The sequence below is a fragment of the Pseudomonas fluorescens genome (genome assembly GCF_902497995.1).
Lineage (GTDB): Bacteria > Pseudomonadota > Gammaproteobacteria > Pseudomonadales > Pseudomonadaceae > Aquipseudomonas > Aquipseudomonas fluorescens_BK.
The window spans coordinates 140,277-161,963 of record NZ_CABVII010000003.1; the positions used below are offsets into that span (position 1 = coordinate 140,277).

A 21,687-nucleotide genomic window follows, 5' to 3' on the forward strand; every position below is an offset into this window, starting at 1 on the left:
TTGACTCAGCGCTCGCAGAAAGCTTGTCGTAACTTCTTGATCACGTATCGCAACGGAGCAGTACATTTCCAACTACTAGAGTTTTTTAGCGCCACTACTATTGAATGAGTACTAGAGAGATCATGCTTCATTTTTTTAAGTTGCAGTATAAGCAATTCTTTTTCTTTATCTGATTCAAATAGCTTTGTCTCTAGTTCCTTGCGGCACTGTTCAAACTTCTCAATCTCAGCTGCCTGTCTTTGAAACAAGGGAGAGGTCACACAGGCTTCATCGTTTGTTTTTTGAAGCAAAGCGAGACGTCGACGATAAAAATCTTTTTTGTCCCACTGAATATGTTCTGCTCTATTACGAAAGTGTACATGGAACTCCCCACCCACGGCCTCAACGCTCATAATTTCGAGCTTAGTCAAACCAAGGAAACTCAACTCCATAAAAATAGCTTCGAAAGACGAAGGTGTAAACGTCCAACAATGGACATCTACGTACGCATCATCTCCGGACACCAAGCGTGCCTTCCAGATTTCAAATGTCTCTGTAAGCGTTTCAAATGGCTCAATATTTGTTGCTTTTACACCTGTATGAAACCCGCTAACAGATACACTATCTAATACTTGTCGCGCGTAAAGGGAGCAGTGTTCGAAAATTTGCGCCGTATTGGGCTGCTTTCTATTAGTGAAGTGCGAGTCCAGCACCTCAGCCAATGAGCTATTGGGTCTAAAGTAATCAAAACAGCCGCGCCTGTCTGGAATCGCCATACTCAATACGCCGTCAGGCTTCAAGACTTTCTCACATCCTTGGAAAAATCTTATGATATCAGGTACGTGTTCAAAATTATGGGAAGAAACAATATAATCGAATTCACCGAGCGCATTGATACTTGCTACTAGTTCTTCTATTTTCGAGGAAGATCCTACGAGATCGACGTTCTCAATACTATCTTCCTGCTCCTTGGAGATCGAAGGATCGGCGCTAGCTCGAGCCTTAAGTGTTGAGGTATCAAACACATCTATAATAGTACAATTATAACCAGCACGTTTAGGTGTAAGAGGATTACACCAAGGACCGATTTCAATGCCTTTGGTGCCGGAAGAAATGTACTGCGTGATTTGTTGGCGACGATCCATTCAAACCTCCGTCTTTTTTTGTTATTTCATCAATATCGCTTTTTCCATGCTGAAAAATCTAGTTCCTCTCGCTTCTTGCAGTCACAATGCGTCCGCCTAGGCTACTTTCGATGGATCGGATGGCTCCAACCCAACCGGTCTAAGCTAGTAGCTAACGTTGACGTCGACAATAAGCCCATCGTTATGCGTCTCCTCATCTCCAATTAACATAACCGTTCGAAGGTGCTCATGGCAATCCAAATTTTACTAGGATCAAGTCTTGCGTTTAGGCCCTCAGCCTTCATAGCCAAAGCCAAAGCTACGTCATTGCTAAACAGGCCACCGTCCAAGCAGGCATCCCGCGCTGCAGGTCGACCGAGTCTACTAAGGCAGCCTACCCGAAAAACAGGCTGCTATTACTGGGTATATTTATGAGAGATTGGCACAAGCACAAACTTCGAATGTACGACATGGCATGACCATCAAGTCGCACACTACCGACAATTAAAAGTGTATCGCACCTTCAGTTAAACAGCTTTATCTGTAATCATCATAAAAACAACTTCAACAGGAGACGAAACCAACTTCCTGCTGATGACTGCATCATGTTTAAATGCACTATTCAAGCTCGGACTCTCCCGCCTTGAACACGATAACTAGCCACATGATCGGCACATAGGCGAAACACAATCCTAATAAGCCATCAAGCGACCCTGCGCCGACCAGATACGCAATCGGGAAAAGCCAAAATAAATTAATACCCACTACCGCTGCAGTGACAACGCCATGACTCTTGAGCTGCCGAGATGCATATTGATATCCATGAGTTCGATGAGCATTATAAATTTTTTCATTACGAGCCAAACGCCGAATCAAAGTCCATGTAGAATCAACAATAAAAACACCAAGCAGTATCAGCCAACTCCATAATAGTTCCGTCGAATCTTTAGCTGCATGCAAAGTAAGACCGCCAAGAATAATACCGAGAAATCCGCTCCCCGCATCCCCCATAAATATACGTGCAGGCGGAAAGTTCCAGTAGAAAAAACCGGAAACTGCTGCAGCTAGAAACAGTGGCGGCCACATAAGATTAGTATGCCCGTTTAGCCAGCAAACCAAGCACATCATCAAGCAGACGCTAATCGCTTCAGCACTGGCCAAACCATCGATGCCGTCCATAAAATTATAAAGATTCAGCATCCATACTAAGTATATTAATGCGAGAGCGTTCCCGAACCATCCGAGATCAACGTTAATTCCAAACATTTTAATCACTGGCAGGCCATCCAGCCAGAATAATACCCAAGCTGCTGCAAGGAAGTGTCCAAGCAAGCGCCATCTTGCAGCGATGTGCCCATGATCATCCGCGAACCCGATAATGGCAACGAGTAGGCCCGCGCCAAGAATCCCATAAAGAAAGGCGGGGCTGATCAGATCCAGGCTAGAAAGGGCTGGTAACGCCAAAAGAAAAGAAATAACAATCGCCACCCCTCCCCCCCGCGGTGTCGGAATCGAATGTGAGCTGCGCTCATTAGGTATGTCCATCAAACTCTTGGCCAGGGCATAACGGCGCAAGACAAGAGTCAAACCCCAAGAAACAACGAACACAGCGAGTAACAGCCACCAAACAGTCATTTCGTTTGCTTTTCCAAATAATGGCCAGCGGTCTGACGCATGGCTTTGTCCATATTGACAGGTGGCGCCCACCCCAGTAATTCGCGATTTTTATTGATATCGACTTGCAGCGACCCGCATATGCGCTGACCTATGGCTTTCTTGCCCAGAGCTGAGGCCGCTAGCGTCAGCAACCATTCAGGCACGGGCAATAGGCGCGCAGGCTTGCCCAGCGCCCTGGAAAGACAATGTAATAATTGAGTCGTAGATAAGTCTTTGCCGTCACTTACCAGAAAGGTCTGATTAGCTGCTGCGGGATGATCGATGCACGTAGCGACAAGGCTCACGAGGTTCCCGATAGCCACCAGGCTTCGCTGGTTTCGAATCGCGCCCAAGGGCAGTGGAATGCCCTTATTGAGCCAATTCAGCATGCTCAGAAAGTTGGCTTTTACACCAGGGCCATAGACCAGCGGGGGGCGAATGATTACGACTTCCATACCGGTGGCGCGGCCCAGCTGCTTCAATGCCTCTTCGGCTTCGTACTTGGATACACCATACGGATCCTGCGGATTGGGCCGGTCATCGGCTTTGAACGGCTTGCCTGGGAGGGTACGTTCGCCGTTGACCTTGATTGAACTGATGAAGATGAAGCGTTTTACCCCTGATTTGGCGGCGCGCTGCGCCAGACTTAGAGTGCCTTCCACGTTAACCTTACGAAACTCGGCCAGTGCGTCTACGGCAGTTTCATTCATGACATGCACCCGAGCGGCGGCATGAATGACGACTTGAACCTCATCTAACGCAGGCAGCACCGTGGCGTGGGCTAAGTCGAAGGGCTGAACCGGGCATAGCCCCTGTAGGCGAGTGACTCCGCGTGCAGCTGCGATCGGGCAGAACTTCTTATCCACCAACAGTTTGAGGACCACTGCTTCTCCAACGAAGCCGCCTGCCCCCGTCACTAATACTTTCACCGCGGTCATCTAGCCTTATTTCCTGTCAATGCAGTTGCCCAACAAATACAAAAGAAAAACGCTTTATCCCGCACTCGTCGTCGGCAATGCCAAGCGCTCAACGAAAGCCTCATTAGTTGTCTGGGCCTCAATTTCAGCCAGGTTTGCACAAAAGGATCGGTGCCCTGCCCGACCAGGTGCACGATCAACTGCACCTGATTGAACCACCAACCATCGTGGATGGTTTTGTACCGGGCAATCAGTGGGCTTAAGCCTTTGTTGGCGCCAACCTGGTTACGCTCGTGCTGCCGATAATTCATCGAAGGCTCAGGATCGATGTACCAACGGTAACCATGGCTACGGGCGAAGGCGTAGCAATACCAGTCGTGCAAACTGACCTCTTGCAGTTGCTGCCAATTGTCGAGCATCGAAGCCTTTAGCGAAACGGCGAGGCTTTTGCTCATCACGTAGGTGCAACCAGGACCCGCGGCCTCGAACAAGAAATCCCACTTGACCTGAGGCTGTGCCTTATCCAGCAGATGCATGGTGCCATCTGGCCAGAACGCCGTGACATTACTTGAATAGGCATCGACCTGATGGACTTGAATGGCATGGGTCGCACGCTGGAGCTTATCCGTGTGCCAGACATCATCTTGATCGGCAAAGGCAATGAAGTCGTAACCGTCGAAGGCGACATCGCGGATCAATCGGAAGAAGTTGCGAGAGGCACCGCCAAACCTTCCGGCGGCCGGCAAGACGGTGACTCCAGGATGCAGAGCTGCGTAAGCCGCACACCAAGCTTCGGTGCCGTCAGTGGAAGGGTCGATACTGATATGAACGGTTATGTCGACAGCTGACTGGCAGAGGATCGAGGCCAACTGCTCCTCGATCCATTGCATGCCATTGTAGGCAGCCAGCAAAACTGCAACCTTGGGACGTTTTACTGACATGCCATTCCTGCTTGCACCGGTTAAACGCGACCATTCGAAAGGATTGAGCTTTCGAATCAGTGGGAAGGCGAGTCCAGCAGTTTCTGCAGGTACTGACCATAGCCAGTCTTCTTCAGGGCGTCAGCTTGGGTACCCAACTGCTCGGCAGTGATCCAACCGTTGTGATAGGCAATCTCTTCCAGACAAGCCACTTTCAGACCTTGGCGCTGCTCGATGGTATGTACGAAGTGACTGGCTTCCAGCAGCGAATCATGGGTACCGGTATCCAGCCAGGCGAAGCCGCGACCGAGCATTTCGACGCTGAGCGTCTTGCGCTCAAGGTAGGCACGATTGACGTCAGTGATTTCCAGCTCGCCACGCTCGGACGGCTTGATGCTCTTGGCAATCTCGACAACGTCGTTGTCGTAGAAATAAAGACCGGTCACCGCATAGTTGGATTTTGGCTTCAGTGGCTTTTCTTCGATACTCAGCGCCTTGCCCGTTGCATCGAATTCCACAACGCCGAAACGTTCCGGGTCAGACACGTGGTAACCAAATACAGTTGCGCCACTCTGCTGATTGGTCGCCGAACGCAAATTATCCGAGAAGTGCTGACCGTAAAAGATGTTGTCACCGAGGATCAGGCAGCATGGATCCTTACCGATAAACTCTTCGCCGATGATGAAGGCTTGTGCCAGACCGTCTGGACTAGGCTGTTCCGCGTAGGTCAGCTTGATGCCGTAAAGACTGCCGTCACCCAGCAGTTTGCGGAAGCAAGGCAGGTCTTCCGGTGTGGAGATGATCAGGATTTCGCGCATACCCGCCAGCATCAGCACCGACAGCGGATAAAAGATCATCGGCTTGTCGTAGATCGGCAGCATCTGCTTGGACACACCGAGGGTCAAGGGGTGCAAACGCGTGCCCGAACCGCCAGCGAGGATGATGCCTTTACGATTTGTCGTGGTCATTTATTCAGAACTTCCATAAGCATTCGAGTTACGCCACTTTGCCAATCCGGCAAGTGTAGACAGAAATTGTCACGCAGCTTCCGGGTATTCAGACGCGAATTCAGAGGGCGGCGCGCAGGGGTTGGGTAAGCGGTCGTTTCAATCGGATTGATCGCCGCGACGGCAAGTTGCTCGCCATTGGCTTTGGCAAATGCGATCACATGGCTGGCATAGCCGTGCCAGGATACTTCGCCAGCGGACGCCAGGTGATACAGGCCCGCTAATTCAGGGCGCTGCATGACCTGTTGTATGGCCAGCGCGGTCACATCGGCGATCAGGTCTGCACCCGTCGGAGCTCCGATCTGGTCGGCGATAACGCTCAACGTTTCACGATCTTTAGCCAGCCGCAGCATGGTTTTCGCGAAGTTGTTGCCCCGAGCGCCATAGACCCAACTGGTGCGGAAGATCAGATGCTTGCACGCCGAGGCGATAATGGCTTGCTCGCCAGCCAGCTTGCTGGCGCCGTAGTGGTTCACGGGCGCCACTGCGTCCGCCTCTTGCCAGGGTGTCGAGCCCTGGCCGCTGAAGACGTAGTCGGTCGAGTAATGAATCAGCCACGCACCCAGGGAGGCCGCTTCTTCGGCCATGACTCGGCTGGCGTGGCCATTTACACGATCGGCCAACTCGGTCTCGGACTCTGCTTTATCTACGGCTGTATAGGCAGCCGCATTGACGATGACGTCGGGCTTTACCTGGCGGATGGTCGAGCGCAAGGCGTCGAGATCAGACAGGTCGCCACACAAACCATCGACAGTTTGACGATCAAGAGCGATCAACTCGCCGAGCGGCGCAAGCGAGCGCTGCAACTCCCAGCCCACCTGGCCGTTTTTTCCCAGCAGGAGGATTTTCATGCTTTGTTCGAACGATCGGCGTAGTTCTGGTCGATCCACTGCTGGTAGCTGCCGCTCTTCACGTGGGCAACCCATTCAGTATTGCTCAGGTACCACTCGACAGTCTTGCGGATGCCGGTTTCGAAGGTTTCTTCCGGTGTCCATCCCAGCTCGCGCTGGATTTTACTGGCGTCGATCGCGTAACGCTGATCATGGCCCGGGCGATCCTGAACGTAGGTGATCAGGCTGGCGTGTGGACGATGAGCGGAGTCTGGTCGCAGCTCATCCAGCAGCGCACACAGGGTGTTCACGACTTCGATGTTTTGCTTTTCGTTATGACCACCGATGTTGTACGTCTCGCCGATAACGCCTTCGGTCACGACTTTGTACAGTGCGCGGGCATGGTCTTCGACGTACAGCCAGTCACGGACCTGATTGCCCTTGCCATAGACCGGCAACGGCTTGCCTTCCAGTGCATTGAGAATGATCAGCGGGATCAACTTCTCGGGGAAGTGGCACGGGCCGTAGTTGTTCGAGCAATTGGTGACCAGTGTCGGCAGGCCATAAGTACGACTCCAGGCGCGAACCAGGTGATCGGAACTGGCCTTGCTGGCCGAGTACGGCGAGCTTGGCTGATAAGGCGTGGTTTCGGTGAAGAGGTCTTCCGGACCTTCAAGGTCTCCGTACACTTCGTCAGTCGAAATATGGTGGAAGCGAAAGCTGGCTTTACGCGCATCGTCCAGCGCTGCCCAATAGTGACGAGCAGCTTCCAGCAGGGTGTAAGTGCCGATGATGTTGGTCTGGATGAATTCAGACGGGCCAGAGATCGAGCGGTCGACATGGGACTCTGCAGCCAGATGCATGATGGCATCCGGTTGGTGTTCACGCAGGACTCGGTCGATCTGGTCACGGTCGCAAATGTCGACGCGTTCGAACACATAACGCGAGTTCTGGCTGACTTCGGCCAATGACTCAAGGTTGCCGGCGTAAGTAAGCTTATCAACGTTGACAACGGAGTCAGTAGTGTTGGAGATGATATGTCGGATGACTGCCGAGCCGATAAACCCGGCGCCGCCGGTTACTAGAATTTTCACGCGAAACCATACCCTAAGTTACTGACAGGACCGGCAACCGAGTTCTGTCTGATCCATGAATGCAAAAGCCTTTAAGTCTGTCGAGGCTTCTGACAGTGTCAATCTGAACCGATATGGGAAAATGCCATTATCGGACAAGCCCAGTATTTTACAGCTTAATGAAGGTTTTACTAATGGATATGGACAAGCTGTGGCTGAAGTCGGCGCGTTTCCCTGCCATGGGGCAATCAGACTAGCCGCTTGCGTGAGGCCCTGGATGTACGCCCCAGAAACCAGCCGAGAATCGGCCCGATTACCATGCCGATCAGCAGCGCAATAACCATGACCAACGAGACCGGGAGCTGCGGCCCGGCCCAGCCAAGAAACAGCAATGAAACCGATTGCTGGTTCTCGAGAACGAACGCCAGAATTGCCAGGACCAGCAACAGGACGAATACAGCAAGCATTACGCGTTTGAAATTACGCATGAACGGATCCTTGAATTGCAGCAGCGACCATCAAACCTCCTCCTCCTCATCCTCGTTCACCCGATCCCGAAGCTCTTTCCCCGGCTTGAAATGCGGAACAAACTTGCCATCCAGGCTAACCGACTGCCCGGTCTTTGGATTACGCCCTACCCGCGGCGCGCGGTAATGCAATGAGAAGCTGCCAAATCCACGGATCTCGATACGATCACCGGTGGCCAGGCATTGAGACATTTGCTCGAGCATGGTCTTGATGGCCAGCTCCACATCCTTGGATGAGAGCAGCCCTTGATGGGTGACAATTCGTTCGATCAACTCCGACTTCGTCATATTTTTCCCTTCTTTTTCAAGCAGCTAGATCAGCGCTTCAAAGGTTTTAGCATGCCCGGATGGATTTGAACAGCCCGAGTTTTCACATATCTTTGCCAGCTGTGAGATGCCCTGTTGCGGAGCAAGAGGACGCTGATCTCCCCTTATTCTCTCATCTGCAGATAACCAGCATGGTGCGGGTCAGGTAGCCGGCTGGATTGAAGCCGAAAGGATATTCATCCTCTTCCTTGGCATCATCGGACCTCGTCACGACCTTGTAGCCTGCGCCCTTGCACTCCTTGTCCGCGCGTTTGCGGCACTTCTCCCAGCCTGAGCCCAGCCCGGAGCAATCGACTACGATGCCACTGACCCCGCGCTTTGCGTATGTCTTGGCGTTAGTGGTGCAACCTGCCAATGCCAATACTGCCACTGCGACAATGAGCTTGTTCATTCACTTCCTTATGCCAGGCACCCTGCCCGACTGTCGTTTGCTTCAGGCTATAGACTAGCTGTAAATAAACGATTGATCCTGTTAGAGAAAGAGACAGCTTGGGAGGACTGCGGTTCAGCGCCGGATGTGAGGGGCGGCAGAGATCAAAAGATCAAAAGATCGCAGCCTGCGGCAACTCCTACCGGGGGATCGACGTGACGGCGAGGTGCGCTCACCAAATCGCGCCCACAAAAAAGGGCGACCGAAGTCGCCCTTTTTCTATGGTCTGACAGAACTTAGTTCTGTTTTTCCATTTGTGCACGCAACAGGTCGCCCAGAGTGGTAGGACCAGGAGCAGCAGTGTCCGAAGCTGGCTTGTCGCGCAGGCTCTGGATTGCTTCTTTCTCTTCTTCAACGTCTTTCGACTTGATGGAGAGCTGGATTACACGGCTCTTGCGGTCAACGCTGATGATCTTGGCTTCTACTTCTTCGCCTTCTTTCAGAACGTTGCGCGCGTCTTCAACGCGGTCACGGCTGATTTCGGAGGCTTTCAGAGTCGCTTCGATGTCGTCGGCCAGAGTGATGATGGCGCCTTTGGCGTCAACTTCTTTCACGATGCCTTTAACGATTGCGCCTTTGTCGTTCTCTTGAACGTACTCGGAGAACGGATCGCTTTCCAATTGCTTGATACCCAGGGAGATGCGCTCGCGCTCTGGGTCAACCGACAGGATAACGGTGTCCAGCTCGTCGCCCTTCTTGAAGCGGCGAACGGCTTCTTCGCCCACTTCGTTCCAGGAGATGTCGGACAGGTGAACCAGGCCGTCGATGCCGCCGTCCAGACCAATGAAGATACCGAAATCGGTGATCGACTTGATGGTGCCGGAGATTTTATCGCCCTTGTTGAACTGGCCAGAGAAATCTTCCCATGGGTTAGATTTGCACTGCTTGATGCCGAGGGAGATACGACGACGCTCTTCGTCGATGTCCAGAACCATGACTTCCACTTCGTCGCCGACTTGTACGACTTTCGAAGGGTGGATGTTCTTGTTGGTCCAGTCCATTTCGGAAACGTGCACCAGGCCTTCCACGCCTTCTTCCAGCTCAGCGAAGCAGCCGTAGTCGGTCAGGTTGGTAACACGCGCGGTTACGCGAGTGCTTTCTGGGTAACGAGCTTTGATAGCAACCCATGGATCTTCGCCCAGCTGCTTCAAGCCCAGGGAAACACGATTGCGTTCGCGATCGTACTTCAGAACCTTGACATCGATCTCGTCGCCAACGTTGACGATTTCGGAAGGATGCTTGATACGCTTCCAAGCCATGTCGGTAATGTGCAGCAGGCCATCGACGCCACCCAGATCGACGAATGCGCCGTAATCGGTGAGGTTCTTGACGATACCTTTGACTTGTTGGCCTTCCTGCAAGGATTCCAGCAGAGCTTCGCGCTCGGCGGAGTTCTCGGCTTCCAGGACGCTACGACGGGAAACGACAACGTTGTTGCGCTTCTGGTCCAGCTTGATGACCTTGAATTCCAGCTCTTTGCCTTCCAGGTGCGTAGTATCGCGCACAGGACGGACGTCAACCAGAGAACCTGGCAGGAACGCACGGATGCCGTTAACGTCGACTGTGAAGCCGCCTTTAACCTTACCGTTGATAACGCCCTTGACCACTTCTTCAGCTGCGAAGGCTGCTTCGAGAACAATCCAGCATTCAGCGCGCTTGGCTTTTTCACGGGACAGCTTGGTTTCACCGAAACCGTCTTCAACCGAGTCCAGAGCAACGTGAACTTCGTCACCGACATTGATAGTCAGGTCGCCAGCATCGTTGTAGAACTGTTCCAGCGGGATCAGAGCTTCAGACTTCAGACCAGCGTGAACGGTTACCCAGCGAGCTTGGTAATCGATATCAACGATAACACCGGTGATGATGGAGCCTGCCTGAAGGTTCAGGGTTTTTAGGCTTTCTTCAAAGAGTTCCGCAAAGCTTTCGCTCATTTTAATTCCTGTTGAATAAGGGCGAAGGATACGCCCAGCTCCACATCCCAGACGACGTGGGTTACGTTCATTTAAAGAAACGACACAGGACTATGACTGGTCCCCCGGGTCGTTTCTTGGTCACCCGGCAAGATCGCGCAGGGCGATCTCACTCATGATGCGTTGCAACACCTGCTCGATGGATAATTTCGTGGAGTCCAGCTGTATCGCGTCAGCCGCCGGCTTGAGCGGGGCTACTGCGCGCTGGGTGTCACGCTCATCGCGTTCACGAATCTCATCTAGCAGACTCGACAGACTAACACCATCGACTTTGTCCTTCAACTGCCAGTATCGACGGCGCGCACGCTCCTCGGCACTGGCAGTGAGGAATATCTTCAGCGGAGCGTCGGGGAACACCACCGTGCCCATGTCGCGACCGTCGGCCACCAGCCCCGGGGCTTCCTGGAATGCACGCTGGCGCTGCAGCAGCGCCTCACGCACGGCGGGCAGCGCCGCGACCTGGGAGGCACCCGAACCGACACTCTCGGTGCGGATGACATCACTGACTTCGTCACCTTCCAGGATGATGCGTTGCAGCTGACCGTCGGTCGCCGCGATGAACTGCACGTCCAGATGAGCGGCGAGCTTTTTCAGCAGCTCTTCATTGGTCAGGTCGACGCCGTGGTTATACGCCGCGAACGCGAGCAATCGATACAGCGCACCGGAGTCCAGCAGGTTCCAGCCCAGACGTTTGGCCAGGATCCCGGCGATCGTGCCTTTGCCAGAGCCGCTTGGCCCATCAATGGTGATGACCGGTGCGATGATTTTCACGACTGAGCCTCTTGTGCGACACGGATACCGACCTGCGCGCACAACGCGAGGAAGTTCGGGAACGACGTCGCGACGTTGGCACAGTCATGGATGCGGATCGGCGCCGTGGCGCGCAGCGAGGCCACGCTGAAGGCCATGGCAATCCGGTGATCGCCGTGACCGTGCACTTCGCCGCCGCCGATCTGGCCGCCGTCGATGATGAGGCCGTCCGGGGTCGGTTCGCATTTGACGCCCAGTGCCAGCAGGCCATCGGCCATGACCTGGATCCGGTCCGACTCCTTGACCCGCAGCTCTTCGGCACCCCGCAGGATGGTGCGCCCTTCGGCACAGGCGGCGGCCACGAACAGCACCGGGAATTCATCGATGGCCAGCGGAACCAGCGCTTCGGGAATCTCGATACCTTTGAGTTTAGCTGCACGTACGCGCAGGTCCGCCACTGGCTCGCCGCCGACTTCACGCTGGTTTTCCAGGGTGATGTCAGCGCCCATCAGACGCAGGATGTCGATCACGCCGGTCCGGGTCGGGTTGATGCCGACGTGCTCGAGCACCAGCTCCGAACCTTCGGCGATCGACGCGGCGACCAGGAAGAACGCGGAAGAAGAGATATCGCCCGGGACTTCAATGTGGGTGGCGGTCAGCTTATGGCCGGACTCGACCGACGCCGTAGCGCCATTGACGCTGACCGGGTAGCCGAAGCCCCGCAGCATGCGCTCGGTGTGGTCGCGGGTCGGTGCCGGCTCGGTGACGGTGGTCTTGCCTTCGGCGTACAGACCGGCCAGCAGCAGGCAGGATTTAACCTGGGCACTGGCCATCGGCATGGTGTAGGTCAGGCCTTTGAGCGTGTTTCCGCCACGAATGGTCATCGGCGGACGACCTTCGGCGGCGGTCTCGATCACGGCGCCCATTTCACGCAGCGGATTGGCCACGCGATTCATCGGGCGCTTGGACAGCGAAGCGTCACCGGTCAGGGTGCTGTCGAAGCTCTGCGCAGCCAACAGGCCAGACAGCAGACGCATCGAAGTGCCGGAGTTGCCCAGGTAGATCGGGCCCGGCGCTGGCTTCAGGCCATGCAGGCCGACGCCGTGAATGGTCACGCGACCGTGGTGCGGACCTTCGATCACCACACCCATGTCGCGGAAGGCTTGCAAGGTCGCCAGGGCGTCTTCGCCCTCGAGGAAGCCTTCGACTTCGGTGACGCCTTCAGCCAGGGAGCCCAGCATGATCGAACGGTGGGAAATCGATTTATCGCCTGGTACACGAATCCGCCCAGTCAGGCGGCCACCAGGTTGTGCCAGGAAAATCAGGTCGTTGGAGTTCATAGCGTCCACATAAGCCCGGCGGGCCAGGATTTTACTGAAATGTTCGCGGGCAACCCGGGCGCGCGTGAACACGCCCAACAATTGATGCCCATCCCCTGCATCGACCGCGTCGCGCAAGGCGTCGAGGTCGCTGCGAAATGTATCGAGTGTGCGCAGGACAGCTTCGCGGTTGGCGAGGAAGATGTCGTGCCACATGACCGGGTCGCTTCCCGCGATTCTTGTGAAATCGCGGAAACCGCCGGCAGCGTAACGGAAGATCTCAAGGTTTTCATTGCGTTTGGCCAATGAATCGACCAAACCGAAGGCGAGCAAGTGTGGCAAATGGCTGGTTGCCGCCAAAACTTCGTCGTGACGCTCGACTTGCATGTGCTCGACATCGGCGCCCAATTCGCGCCACAGGCGATCGACCACGGCCAGGGCTGACGGATCGGTTTGATCCAGCGGTGTCAGTATCACTTTATGGCGGCGGAACAGGTCGGCATTGGAGGCTTCCACCCCGCTCTGCTCGGAGCCGGCAATCGGATGCCCCGGCACGAAGCGCGCCGGCATACCGCCGAACGCGGCGGTTGCGGCGCGCACCACATTGCCCTTGGCGCTGCCGACGTCGGTCAGAATCGCTGGCCCCAGGTCCATGCCGGCCAGGCGACCGAGGATTTTTTCCAGGGCGAGGATCGGCACGGCCAGTTGAATCACGTCGGCGCCCTGGCAAGCAACGGCCAGGTCTTCTTCGCAGCGATCCACCACGCCCAACTCCACCGCCAGCTTGCGCGACTGCGGGTCGAGGTCGACCCCGACCACTTCGCGGCACAGGCCGCTTTCACGCAAGCCCTTGGCAAACGAACCGCCGATCAACCCCAGACCGACCACCACCAGGCGCCCGATCACAGGTGCAGCAGACTGCCGCGCAGTGACATCAACCACGGGCCAGAACCTTGGTCAGTGCCTCGAGGAAGCGGCTGTTTTCCGCCGGCAGGCCGATGGTGACGCGCAGGTGGTTCGGCAAGCCGTAGTTGGCCACCGGACGCACGATCACGCCTTCGCGCAGCAGGCCCTGGAACACCGGTGCCGCGACACGGCCCAGATCGACGCAGATGAAGTTGCCCTTGGATGGAATCCAGCTCAACCCCAGCTCCCGGAAGCCTGCTTCCAGTTGCTGCATGCCGGACTCGTTCAGGCGGCGGCTTTCAGCCAGGTAATCGGTGTCTTGCAGCGCAGCGCAGGCAGCAGCCAGGGCCAGGCTATTGACGTTGAACGGCTGACGCACGCGATTCAGCACGTCGGCGACCACCGCGGTGGACAGCCCATAACCGATCCGTAGCGCCGCCAGGCCATAGGCCTTGGAGAAGGTGCGCGAAACCAGCAGGTTCGGGTACGCCGCCAGGTAGTCCAGGCCATCCGGCAAGTCTGCGCCCTCGGCGTACTCGATGTAAGCCTCGTCCAGCACCACCAGCACGTGTTCCGGCACATCCTGCAGGAATTCATCCAGCGCCTCGGCACCGAACCAGGTTCCGGTCGGGTTGTTCGGATTGGCGATGAACACCACGCGGGTATCGGCATCGATCGCGGCCAGCATGGCCGACAGATCATGACCCCAGTCTTTGGCCGGGATAACCCGCGCGTCAGCACCAACGGCCTGGGTCACGATCGGGTAGACCGCGAACGCATGCTCGCTGAACACCGCGTTCAGGCCCGGCGCCAGGTAGGCACGCGCGACCAGCTCGAGAATGTCGTTGGAACCGTTGCCCAGGGTCACCTGGTCCAGCTCGACGCGGCACTGCTCGGCCAGCAGGGTCTTGAGCGCAAAACCATTGCCGTCCGGATAACGGGTCAGCTCGGCCAGTTCTTCGCGAATTGCCGCCAGAGCCTTGGGACTGGCGCCCAATGGATTTTCATTGCTCGCCAGCTTGACGATGCTCGCTGGATCGATGTTCAGCTCGCGCGCCAGTTCGTCCACGGGCTTACCCGGAACGTAAGGCGAAAGTTGTTGCACGCCCGGCTGCGCCAGAGCGAGGAAGTCGCCACTCATTTGCTACCCCTTAGAGAACGGCTTTCGGGTAGGAACCCAGCACCTTGAGTGCCACTGCTTCCTGACTGATCTTTTCCAGCACACCTTTTACCAGTGGATCGCGGTGGTGGCCGACGAAATCGATGAAGAACACGTAGGTCCATTTACCGCTGCGCGACGGACGAGTCTCGATGCGCGTCAGGTCGATGCCATTATCGTGGAATGGCACCAGCAACTCGTGCAACGCGCCAGGCTTGTTGCTCATGGACACGATGATCGAGGTCTTGTCATCGCCGGTTGGCGGCACTTCCTGGCTGCCGATCATCAGGAATCGCGTGGAGTTGTCCGGGCGATCCTCGATTTTCTCCGCCAGACGGGTCAGCCCGTACAAGCCCGCCGCCATGTCGCCGGCAATCGCTGCCGAATTCCACTCGCCCTTGACCCGCTTGGCCGCTTCGGCGTTGCTGGACACCGCCACGCGCTCGACGTTCGGGTAATGCGCGTCCAGCCACTTGCGGCACTGGGCCAGGGACTGGGCGTGGGAATAGATACGGCTGATGCTGTCGGTCTTGGTGTTTTCACCGACCAACAGGTGGTGGTGAATGCGCAACTCGACTTCGCCGCAGATCACCATGTCGTGCTCGAGGAAGCTGTCGAGGGTGTGGTTGACCGCGCCTTCGGTGGAGTTTTCCACCGGGACCACGCCAAAGTTCACCGCACCGGCCGCCACTTCGCGGAACACTTCGTCGATGGCCGCCATCGGCTTGCTGATCACCGCGTGACCGAAGTGCTTCATGGCCGCCGCCTGGGTGAAGGTACCTTCAGGACCGAGGTAAGCCACTTTCAGCGGCTGCTCGAGGGCCAGGCACGAGGACATGATTTCGCGAAACAAACGCGCCATCTCTTCGTTGCCCAGCGGCCCCTGGTTGCGCTCCATCACGCGCTTGAGCACCTGAGCTTCCCGCTCGGGACGATAGAACACCGGCACTTCGCCTTCGGCCAGCGAGGCCATCTTTACTCGCGCAACTTCCTGGGCGCAGCGGGCGCGCTCACTGATCAGTTCCAGGACTTTTTCGTCCAGGGCATCAATGCGCAGGCGCAGTGCCTTGAGTTCTTGCTCAGACATTAGCCGTGTTCCTTCTCGAACTCTGCCATGTACGAAATCAGTGCGTTGACCGCAACGATATCGACGGCGTTATAGATGGAGGCACGCATGCCGCCCACGGAACGGTGACCCTTGAGGTTCAACAGGCCACGCGCTTCGGCACCGACCAGGAATGGCTTGTCCAGACGGTCGTCCGCCAGGCGGAATGGCACGTTCATCCACGAGCGGTCCGACTTGTTGATCGGGTTGCTGTACAGGCCGCTGGTGTCGATGAAATCGTACAGCGTGCGCTGTTTCACTTCATTGAGCCTGCCAATGGCCTCGACACCGCCCTGCTCTTTCAGCCACTCGAACACCAGGCCGGACAAGTACCAGGCCAGGGTTGGCGGGGTGTTGTACATCGAGCCATTATCGGCCGCGACCTTGTAGTCGAGCATGGTCGGGCACAGGGAGCGGGCGCGGCCCAGCAGGTCTTCGCGAATGATGGTGACGACCAGGCCGCTCGGGCCGATGTTCTTCTGGGCGCCGGCGTAGATCATGCCGAAGCGCGAAATATCCATCGGACGCGAGAGGATGTCCGAGGACATGTCGGCCACCAGCGGAACGTCACCGGTTTGCGGGATCCACTGGAATTCCAGACCGCCGATGGTTTCGTTCGGCGCGTAGTGAACGTAGGCCGCATCTTTCGACAGGTTCCACTCGTTCTGACCGGGAATGGCGAAATAATCATAAGGCTTGGCCGTGGCCGCAACGTTGACGTGGCCGTAGCGCGAGGCTTCTTCGATGGCTTTCTGCGACCAGATACCGGTGTCGATATAGTCGGCGGTGCCGCTTTCCGGCAACAGGTTCAGAGGAATCTGCGCAAATTGCTGGCTGGCGCCGCCTTGCAGGAACAGCACCTTATAGTTGGAGGGGATATTCAGCAGATCACGCAGATCCTGCTCGGCCTTGGTGGCGATGGACACGAACTCGTCACTGCGATGGCTCATTTCCATGACCGACAGGCCCTTGCCGTGCCAATCAAGGAGTTCACCCTGGGCGCGCTGCAGGACAGCTTCGGGAAGCGCCGCAGGACCGGCGCAGAAGTTATAGGCTCTCTTGCTCACATCCAATCTCGCTCTGATTTGGTGGGTCATGCAAACTTGTCGGTCGACACAGGTCCAATGTGGGAGCGGGCTTGCTCGCGAATGCGGTGTATCAGGCGACATCTGTGCTGAATGTCAGTCCGTCTTCGCGAGCAAGCCCGCTCCCACACTGGATCTCCATAGGTGTCGATATTTCTTTACGGACAAACAACAAGGGGGCGAATTCTCATCCGCCCCCTGTTTGCCCGCTTACTCTTGCGGTTCTTCGTCGGCGGCGGCGTCGAGTTGCTGGTCTTCGGCAACGTCGTCGATCACGACTTCACCGTCGAACACTGCACCCTCTTCGCCCTCTTCGCCTTCCAGCTCTTCGCCTTCGACTTCCGATGGTTCCTGAACCCGCTCCAGACCTACCAGCGTTTCATCGCTGGCCAGCTTGATCAGGGTCACGCCCTGGGTATTACGACCCAGGCTGGAGACTTCGTCGACACGGGTACGCACCAGCGTGCCCTGGTCGGAGATCAGCATGATCTCTTCACCGTCCTGCACCTGAACCGCACCGACCAGACGGCCGTTACGCTCGTTGCTGACCATGGCAATAACGCCCTGACCGCCACGCTTGTACTCGGGGAACTCGGTGATCGCCGTGCGCTTGCCGAAACCACGGGCCGAAGCCGTGAGGATCTCGCTACCTTCTTCCGGAATCAGCATGGAGATCAGCTTCTGCCCTTCCGGCAGACGCATACCACGCACACCGCGGGCGGTACGGCCCATGGCGCGAACTTCGGATTCCTTGAAGCGAGTCACTTTACCGCCGTCGGAGAACAGCATGATTTCCTGCTCGCCGTCAGTCACGGCTGCGGAAATCAGAATGTCGCCCTCGTCCAGCTCCAGCGCGATCAGACCGACGCTGCGCTGACGGCTGAAGGCCACCAGCGGCGTCTTCTTGACCGTACCGTTAGCGGTCGACATGAAGATGAACGGCGCCTTCTTGCGGTCAGCAGCCTTGATACGAGCACGACGCTCTTCGTCGGTTTCGTTGCTGTTTTCGATTTCTTCTACATCAGCCTCGGCGCCTTCGGCTTCTTCTTCGTCAGCCTGCCTCTTCATGGCTTCCAGATCGACCGGCAGCATGGTGGTGATGTATTCACCCTCGCTCAATGGCAAGAGGTTGACCAGCGGACGACCGCGGGCAGCGCGGGAGGCTTCCGGGATTTCGTAGGTTTTCAGCCAGTACACTTTGCCCTTGCTGGAGAACAGCAGCAGCGTGGTGTGGCTGTTGGCGACCAGCAGGTGAGCGATGTAGTCCTCATCCTTGACGCCGGTGGCCGATTTGCCTTTACCGCCACGACGCTGGGCCTGGTACGCAGCCAACGGCTGGGTCTTGGCATAGCCACTGTGGGAAATGGTCACGACGCGCTCTTCTTCCGGGATCATGTCCCCCAGGGTCAGGTCGAGACGGGCATCAAGAATCTCGGTGCGACGCACGTCGCCGTATTCGGCGCGGATCACTTCCAGCTCTTCGCGGATCACTTCCATCAGGCGCGTGGCGCTGCTGAGGATGCGGATCAGTTCGCCGATCTGGTTGAGGATCTCTTGATACTCGGCCAGCAGCTTTTCGTGTTCCAGGCCGGTCAGGCGGTGCAGACGTAGTTCCAGAATGGCTTGCGCCTGCTCCGGCGACAGGAAGTACTTGCCTTCGCGCAGGCCGTATTGCGGGTCCAGGGTCTCTGGACGGCAGGAGTCGGCACCGGCGCGCTCGACCATCGCAACCACGGCGGAAGATTCCCACGCGGTCTTGATCAGCGCTTCCTTGGCTTCCGACGGCGTCGGCGAGGCCTTGATCAGGGCGATGACCGGGTCGATGTTCGACAGGGCAACCGCCTGGCCTTCGAGAATGTGACCCCTCTCGCGGGCTTTACGCAGTTCGAACACGGTGCGGCGGGTAACGACTTCGCGACGGTGACGAACGAAGGCTTCCAGCAGGTCCTTGAGGTTCAGGATCCGCGGACGGCCGTCGATCAGCGCGACGATGTTGATGCCGAACACCGCTTGCAGCTGGGTCTGGGCGTAGAGGTTGTTAAGGATCACCTCAGGCACTTCGCCACGACGCAGTTCGATCACGACGCGCATACCGTCCTTGTCGGACTCGTCGCGCAGTTCGGTGATGCCTTCGAGCTTCTTCTCCTTGACCAGCTCGGCGATCTTCTCGATCAGACGGGCCTTGTTCAGCTGGTAAGGCAGTTCGGTGATGACGATCTGCTGACGGCCACCGACCTTGTCGATGTCTTCGATCATCGAGCGGGCGCGCATGTAAATGCGCCCGCGACCGGTGCGGTAGGCTTCGATGATGCCGGCACGACCGTTGATGATCGCGGCGGTCGGGAAGTCCGGACCGGGGATGTATTGCATCAGCTCATCGATGGTCAACTCTGGGTTGTCGATGAGAGCCAGGCAACCGTCGATGACTTCACCGAGGTTGTGCGGCGGGATGTTGGTCGCCATGCCCACGGCGATACCGCTGGAGCCGTTGACCAGCAGGTTGGGAATACGGGTCGGCATGACCGCCGGGATCATTTCGGTGCCGTCGTAGTTCGGCACCCAGTCCACGGTTTCTTTATGCAGGTCGGCCAGCAGTTCGTGCGCCAGCTTGGTCATGCGCACTTCGGTGTATCGCATGGCCGCGGCGTTGTCGCCGTCCACCGAACCGAAGTTGCCCTGGCCGTCTACCAGCAGGTAGCGCAGGGAGAATGGCTGCGCCATCCGGACGATGGTGTCGTATACCGCGGTATCACCGTGCGGGTGATACTTACCGATCACGTCACCGACAACACGGGCAGATTTCTTGTACGGCTTGTTGAAGTCGTTGCCCAGCTCGCTCATCGCGAACAGCACACGCCGGTGCACGGGCTTCAAGCCATCGCGCGCATCCGGCAGTGCCCGCCCGACAATTACGCTCATTGCGTAGTCGAGGTAGGACTGCTTCAGCTCGTCTTCGATATTGACCGGGAGGATTTCTTTGGCCAGTTCGCCCATGAGAAGCCTGATTCCTTTTTCTGGTGAAACTTCGTCACATCCATATGGGACGAACGAAGCTCGCCGCTGCAGGCTGAGTGCCGTGCACCGACTTACGACAAATCAACGAGTTATGCCATGGATCTGCGCAGTGAAGACAACCCCGTGGGACTGCCTCGGAAAACGCCGAATGTTATCACAAGAGCCGCCACGCACCTATCCCCCTGATGCGCATGGAGCATAGTTAGTTGACCGATGACAGGCTTGAAGGGGACGAGAGAGGCTTAGAGCTCCTTTTAATGGAGAATGTCGGGGTGAATGAGGGTTGTTTGGTGGCTGAGAGGGCCCCTTCGCGAGCAAGCCCGCTCCCACAGATGACCGAGCTCTCCAGTCAGACACGGTCGAATGTGGGAGCGGGCTTGCTCGCGAAGGCGCTTTACCAGGCGCCCAGGATCATCAATGCAGACGCTTGCGACACATCAACTGCGCCAGTTTCGCCGTATCCGGACGCTCGACAATGCCCTTTTCAGTGACGATCACATCGATCAGGTCTGCCGGGGTCACGTCAAACACCGGGTTGAACGCGTCGACATCGGCCCCGACCCGCGTCCCGCCGACCTCCAGCAACTCGCGACCGTCACGCTCTTCGATTGGAATGTCGTCGCCACTGGCCAGGTTCATGTCGATGGTCGAACTCGGCGCCACGACCATGAAGCGCACGCCATGGTGCATGGCGTTCACCGCCAGTTGGTAGGTACCGATCTTGTTGGCCACGTCGCCATTGGCGCTGATGCGGTCGGCCCCCACGATCACCCAGGTAATGCCCTTGGTTTTCATGATATGGGCAGCGGCCGAGTCGGCATTGAGCGTGACCGGAATCCCCTCGTTGGCCAATTCCCACGCGGTCAGGCGCGATCCTTGCAGCCAGGGCCGGGTTTCGCCGGCGTATACCCGTTCAACCATGCCTTCAATGAACGCCCCGCGAATCACCCCCAGGGCCGTGCCAAAGCCGCCGGTGGCCAAGGCACCGGTGTTGCAATGGGTCAGGAACGCCTGGGCATTGCCCTGGTGCTTGCGAATCAGGTCCACACCCAGTTGCGCCATGGTCAGGTTGGCTTCGCGATCACTTTCATGAATGGCAACGGCTTCCGCTTCCAGCACCGCCAGCGGATCGGCACGATGCTTGAGACGCCCAAGCCGTTCGCGCATGCGGCCCAAGGCCCAGAACAGGTTGACGGCGGTCGGACGGGCATCGGCCAGCAGCGCGAAATCCTCTTCCAGCGCCGCCCGCCAGTCGCCGCCCTCGGCAAACCGGGCTCGCGCCGCCAACACCACGCCATAAGCGGCACTGATGCCGATGGCCGGCGCGCCGCGCACCACCATCGAGCGAATAGCCTCGGCCACACCCGCGGCGCTGGTATAGCCGATCCACGTTTCCTCGAACGGCAAAATACGTTGATCCAGCAGATACAGGGTGCCATCACGCCAATCGATGGCCTTCACCTTCTCCGCAGCCAACAGTCGATCGCGCATTCCCCACCCCGCACTCAGAAACAAAGCCGCCGATTATAGCGATCCCCCCGCGAACACGCTCGGGTATACTTCGCCATCCTTTATAAAAGCACTGGAA

The 21,687-nt window shown here is 57.0% G+C and carries 18 protein-coding genes; all 18 read right to left on the reverse strand.

Translation table 11 applies throughout. The annotated features are described in order from the left end of the window. Nucleotides 1–5 precede the first annotated feature (5 nt). Entirely contained in the window at nucleotides 6–1,124 is a 1,119-nt protein-coding gene (locus tag F8N80_RS04535) for a methyltransferase domain-containing protein (protein WP_150783299.1), read from the reverse strand. A 597-nt stretch (nucleotides 1,125–1,721) separates the two neighbouring features. Further along, entirely contained in the window at nucleotides 1,722–2,738 is a 1,017-nt protein-coding gene (locus F8N80_RS04540) for an MraY family glycosyltransferase (RefSeq protein ID WP_150783300.1), read from the reverse strand. Then, complete coding sequence (locus F8N80_RS04545; protein ID WP_150783301.1) at nucleotides 2,735–3,697, reverse strand: UDP-glucose 4-epimerase family protein; 963 nt, start codon at nucleotides 3,695–3,697, stop codon at nucleotides 2,735–2,737. The genes F8N80_RS04540 and F8N80_RS04545 overlap by 4 nt, the downstream gene beginning before the upstream one ends. After that, nucleotides 3,694–4,617, reverse strand: coding sequence for a glycosyltransferase (locus F8N80_RS04550; RefSeq protein ID WP_150783302.1), 924 nt, complete (start codon nucleotides 4,615–4,617; stop codon nucleotides 3,694–3,696). The genes F8N80_RS04545 and F8N80_RS04550 overlap by 4 nt, the downstream gene beginning before the upstream one ends. Before the next feature lie 56 nt (nucleotides 4,618–4,673). After that, entirely contained in the window at nucleotides 4,674–5,564 is an 891-nt protein-coding gene (rfbA, locus tag F8N80_RS04555; protein ID WP_150783303.1) for a glucose-1-phosphate thymidylyltransferase RfbA, read from the reverse strand. Next, nucleotides 5,561–6,454, reverse strand: coding sequence for a dTDP-4-dehydrorhamnose reductase (rfbD, locus tag F8N80_RS04560; protein WP_150783304.1), 894 nt, complete (start codon nucleotides 6,452–6,454; stop codon nucleotides 5,561–5,563). Before rfbD ends, rfbA begins: the two co-directional genes overlap by 4 nt. Beyond that, a complete protein-coding gene (rfbB, locus tag F8N80_RS04565; RefSeq protein ID WP_150783305.1) occupies nucleotides 6,451–7,527 on the reverse strand; it encodes a dTDP-glucose 4,6-dehydratase in 1,077 nt (358 codons plus the stop codon). The genes rfbD and rfbB overlap by 4 nt, the downstream gene beginning before the upstream one ends. Before the next feature lie 227 nt (nucleotides 7,528–7,754). After that, nucleotides 7,755–7,994 carry a LapA family protein gene (locus tag F8N80_RS04570; RefSeq protein WP_150748036.1) on the reverse strand — a complete coding sequence of 80 codons (240 nt, stop codon included), beginning with the start codon at nucleotides 7,992–7,994 and terminating at the stop codon, nucleotides 7,755–7,757. 30 nt (nucleotides 7,995–8,024) lie between these two features. After that, complete coding sequence (gene ihfB, locus F8N80_RS04575; protein ID WP_045060270.1) at nucleotides 8,025–8,321, reverse strand: integration host factor subunit beta; 297 nt, start codon at nucleotides 8,319–8,321, stop codon at nucleotides 8,025–8,027. 151 nt (nucleotides 8,322–8,472) lie between these two features. Next, nucleotides 8,473–8,751, reverse strand: coding sequence for a hypothetical protein (locus tag F8N80_RS04580; protein WP_150783306.1), 279 nt, complete (start codon nucleotides 8,749–8,751; stop codon nucleotides 8,473–8,475). 275 nt (nucleotides 8,752–9,026) lie between these two features. After that, entirely contained in the window at nucleotides 9,027–10,721 is a 1,695-nt protein-coding gene (rpsA, locus tag F8N80_RS04585; protein ID WP_045060593.1) for a 30S ribosomal protein S1, read from the reverse strand. A 120-nt stretch (nucleotides 10,722–10,841) separates the two neighbouring features. After that, nucleotides 10,842–11,531 (reverse strand): (d)CMP kinase, encoded by a 690-nt coding sequence (gene cmk / locus F8N80_RS04590; RefSeq protein ID WP_150783307.1) that lies wholly within the window; start codon nucleotides 11,529–11,531, stop codon nucleotides 10,842–10,844. Continuing rightward, entirely contained in the window at nucleotides 11,528–13,735 is a 2,208-nt protein-coding gene (locus F8N80_RS04595; RefSeq protein WP_263596942.1) for a bifunctional prephenate dehydrogenase/3-phosphoshikimate 1-carboxyvinyltransferase, read from the reverse strand. Before F8N80_RS04595 ends, cmk begins: the two co-directional genes overlap by 4 nt. Nucleotides 13,736–13,763: 28 nt before the next feature. Then, complete coding sequence (hisC, locus tag F8N80_RS04600) at nucleotides 13,764–14,876, reverse strand: histidinol-phosphate transaminase (RefSeq protein ID WP_150748032.1); 1,113 nt, start codon at nucleotides 14,874–14,876, stop codon at nucleotides 13,764–13,766. Between the two features lie 10 nt (nucleotides 14,877–14,886). Continuing rightward, nucleotides 14,887–15,981, reverse strand: coding sequence for a prephenate dehydratase (gene pheA / locus F8N80_RS04605; RefSeq protein ID WP_007899727.1), 1,095 nt, complete (start codon nucleotides 15,979–15,981; stop codon nucleotides 14,887–14,889). Then, nucleotides 15,981–17,066: a 3-phosphoserine/phosphohydroxythreonine transaminase gene (gene serC / locus F8N80_RS04610; protein ID WP_150748031.1), complete on the reverse strand. Its 1,086-nt coding sequence runs from the start codon at nucleotides 17,064–17,066 to the stop codon at nucleotides 15,981–15,983. Before serC ends, pheA begins: the two co-directional genes overlap by 1 nt. Before the next feature lie 228 nt (nucleotides 17,067–17,294). Beyond that, on the reverse strand, nucleotides 17,295–20,078 hold the full coding sequence (gyrA, locus tag F8N80_RS04620; RefSeq protein ID WP_150748030.1) for a DNA gyrase subunit A: 2,784 nt from the start codon (nucleotides 20,076–20,078) through the stop codon (nucleotides 17,295–17,297). A gap of 435 nt (nucleotides 20,079–20,513) precedes the next feature. Then, the gene (gene mtnA / locus F8N80_RS04625) at nucleotides 20,514–21,590 is read right to left on the reverse strand and encodes an S-methyl-5-thioribose-1-phosphate isomerase (protein WP_150783309.1); all 1,077 of its coding nucleotides are present in this window, start codon (nucleotides 21,588–21,590) and stop codon (nucleotides 20,514–20,516) included. Nucleotides 21,591–21,687: the final 97 nt, after the last annotated feature.

Coding starts and splice junctions, on each gene's coding strand:
- pheA (WP_007899727.1), bottom strand. CDS start 15,981: ATGTCTGAGCAAGAACTCAAGGCACTGCGCCTGCGCATTGATGCCCTG.
- mtnA (WP_150783309.1), bottom strand. CDS start 21,590: ATGCGCGATCGACTGTTGGCTGCGGAGAAGGTGAAGGCCATCGATTGG.
- rfbA (WP_150783303.1), bottom strand. CDS start 5,564: ATGACCACGACAAATCGTAAAGGCATCATCCTCGCTGGCGGTTCGGGC.
- gyrA (WP_150748030.1), bottom strand. CDS start 20,078: ATGGGCGAACTGGCCAAAGAAATCCTCCCGGTCAATATCGAAGACGAG.
- F8N80_RS04545 (WP_150783301.1), bottom strand. CDS start 3,697: ATGACCGCGGTGAAAGTATTAGTGACGGGGGCAGGCGGCTTCGTTGGA.
- ihfB (WP_045060270.1), bottom strand. CDS start 8,321: ATGACGAAGTCGGAGTTGATCGAACGAATTGTCACCCATCAAGGGCTG.
- rfbD (WP_150783304.1), bottom strand. CDS start 6,454: ATGAAAATCCTCCTGCTGGGAAAAAACGGCCAGGTGGGCTGGGAGTTG.
- rpsA (WP_045060593.1), bottom strand. CDS start 10,721: ATGAGCGAAAGCTTTGCGGAACTCTTTGAAGAAAGCCTAAAAACCCTG.
- F8N80_RS04580 (WP_150783306.1), bottom strand. CDS start 8,751: ATGAACAAGCTCATTGTCGCAGTGGCAGTATTGGCATTGGCAGGTTGC.
- F8N80_RS04570 (WP_150748036.1), bottom strand. CDS start 7,994: ATGCGTAATTTCAAACGCGTAATGCTTGCTGTATTCGTCCTGTTGCTG.
- F8N80_RS04535 (WP_150783299.1), bottom strand. CDS start 1,124: ATGGATCGTCGCCAACAAATCACGCAGTACATTTCTTCCGGCACCAAA.
- F8N80_RS04540 (WP_150783300.1), bottom strand. CDS start 2,738: ATGACTGTTTGGTGGCTGTTACTCGCTGTGTTCGTTGTTTCTTGGGGT.
- F8N80_RS04550 (WP_150783302.1), bottom strand. CDS start 4,617: ATGTCAGTAAAACGTCCCAAGGTTGCAGTTTTGCTGGCTGCCTACAAT.
- hisC (WP_150748032.1), bottom strand. CDS start 14,876: ATGAGTGGCGACTTCCTCGCTCTGGCGCAGCCGGGCGTGCAACAACTT.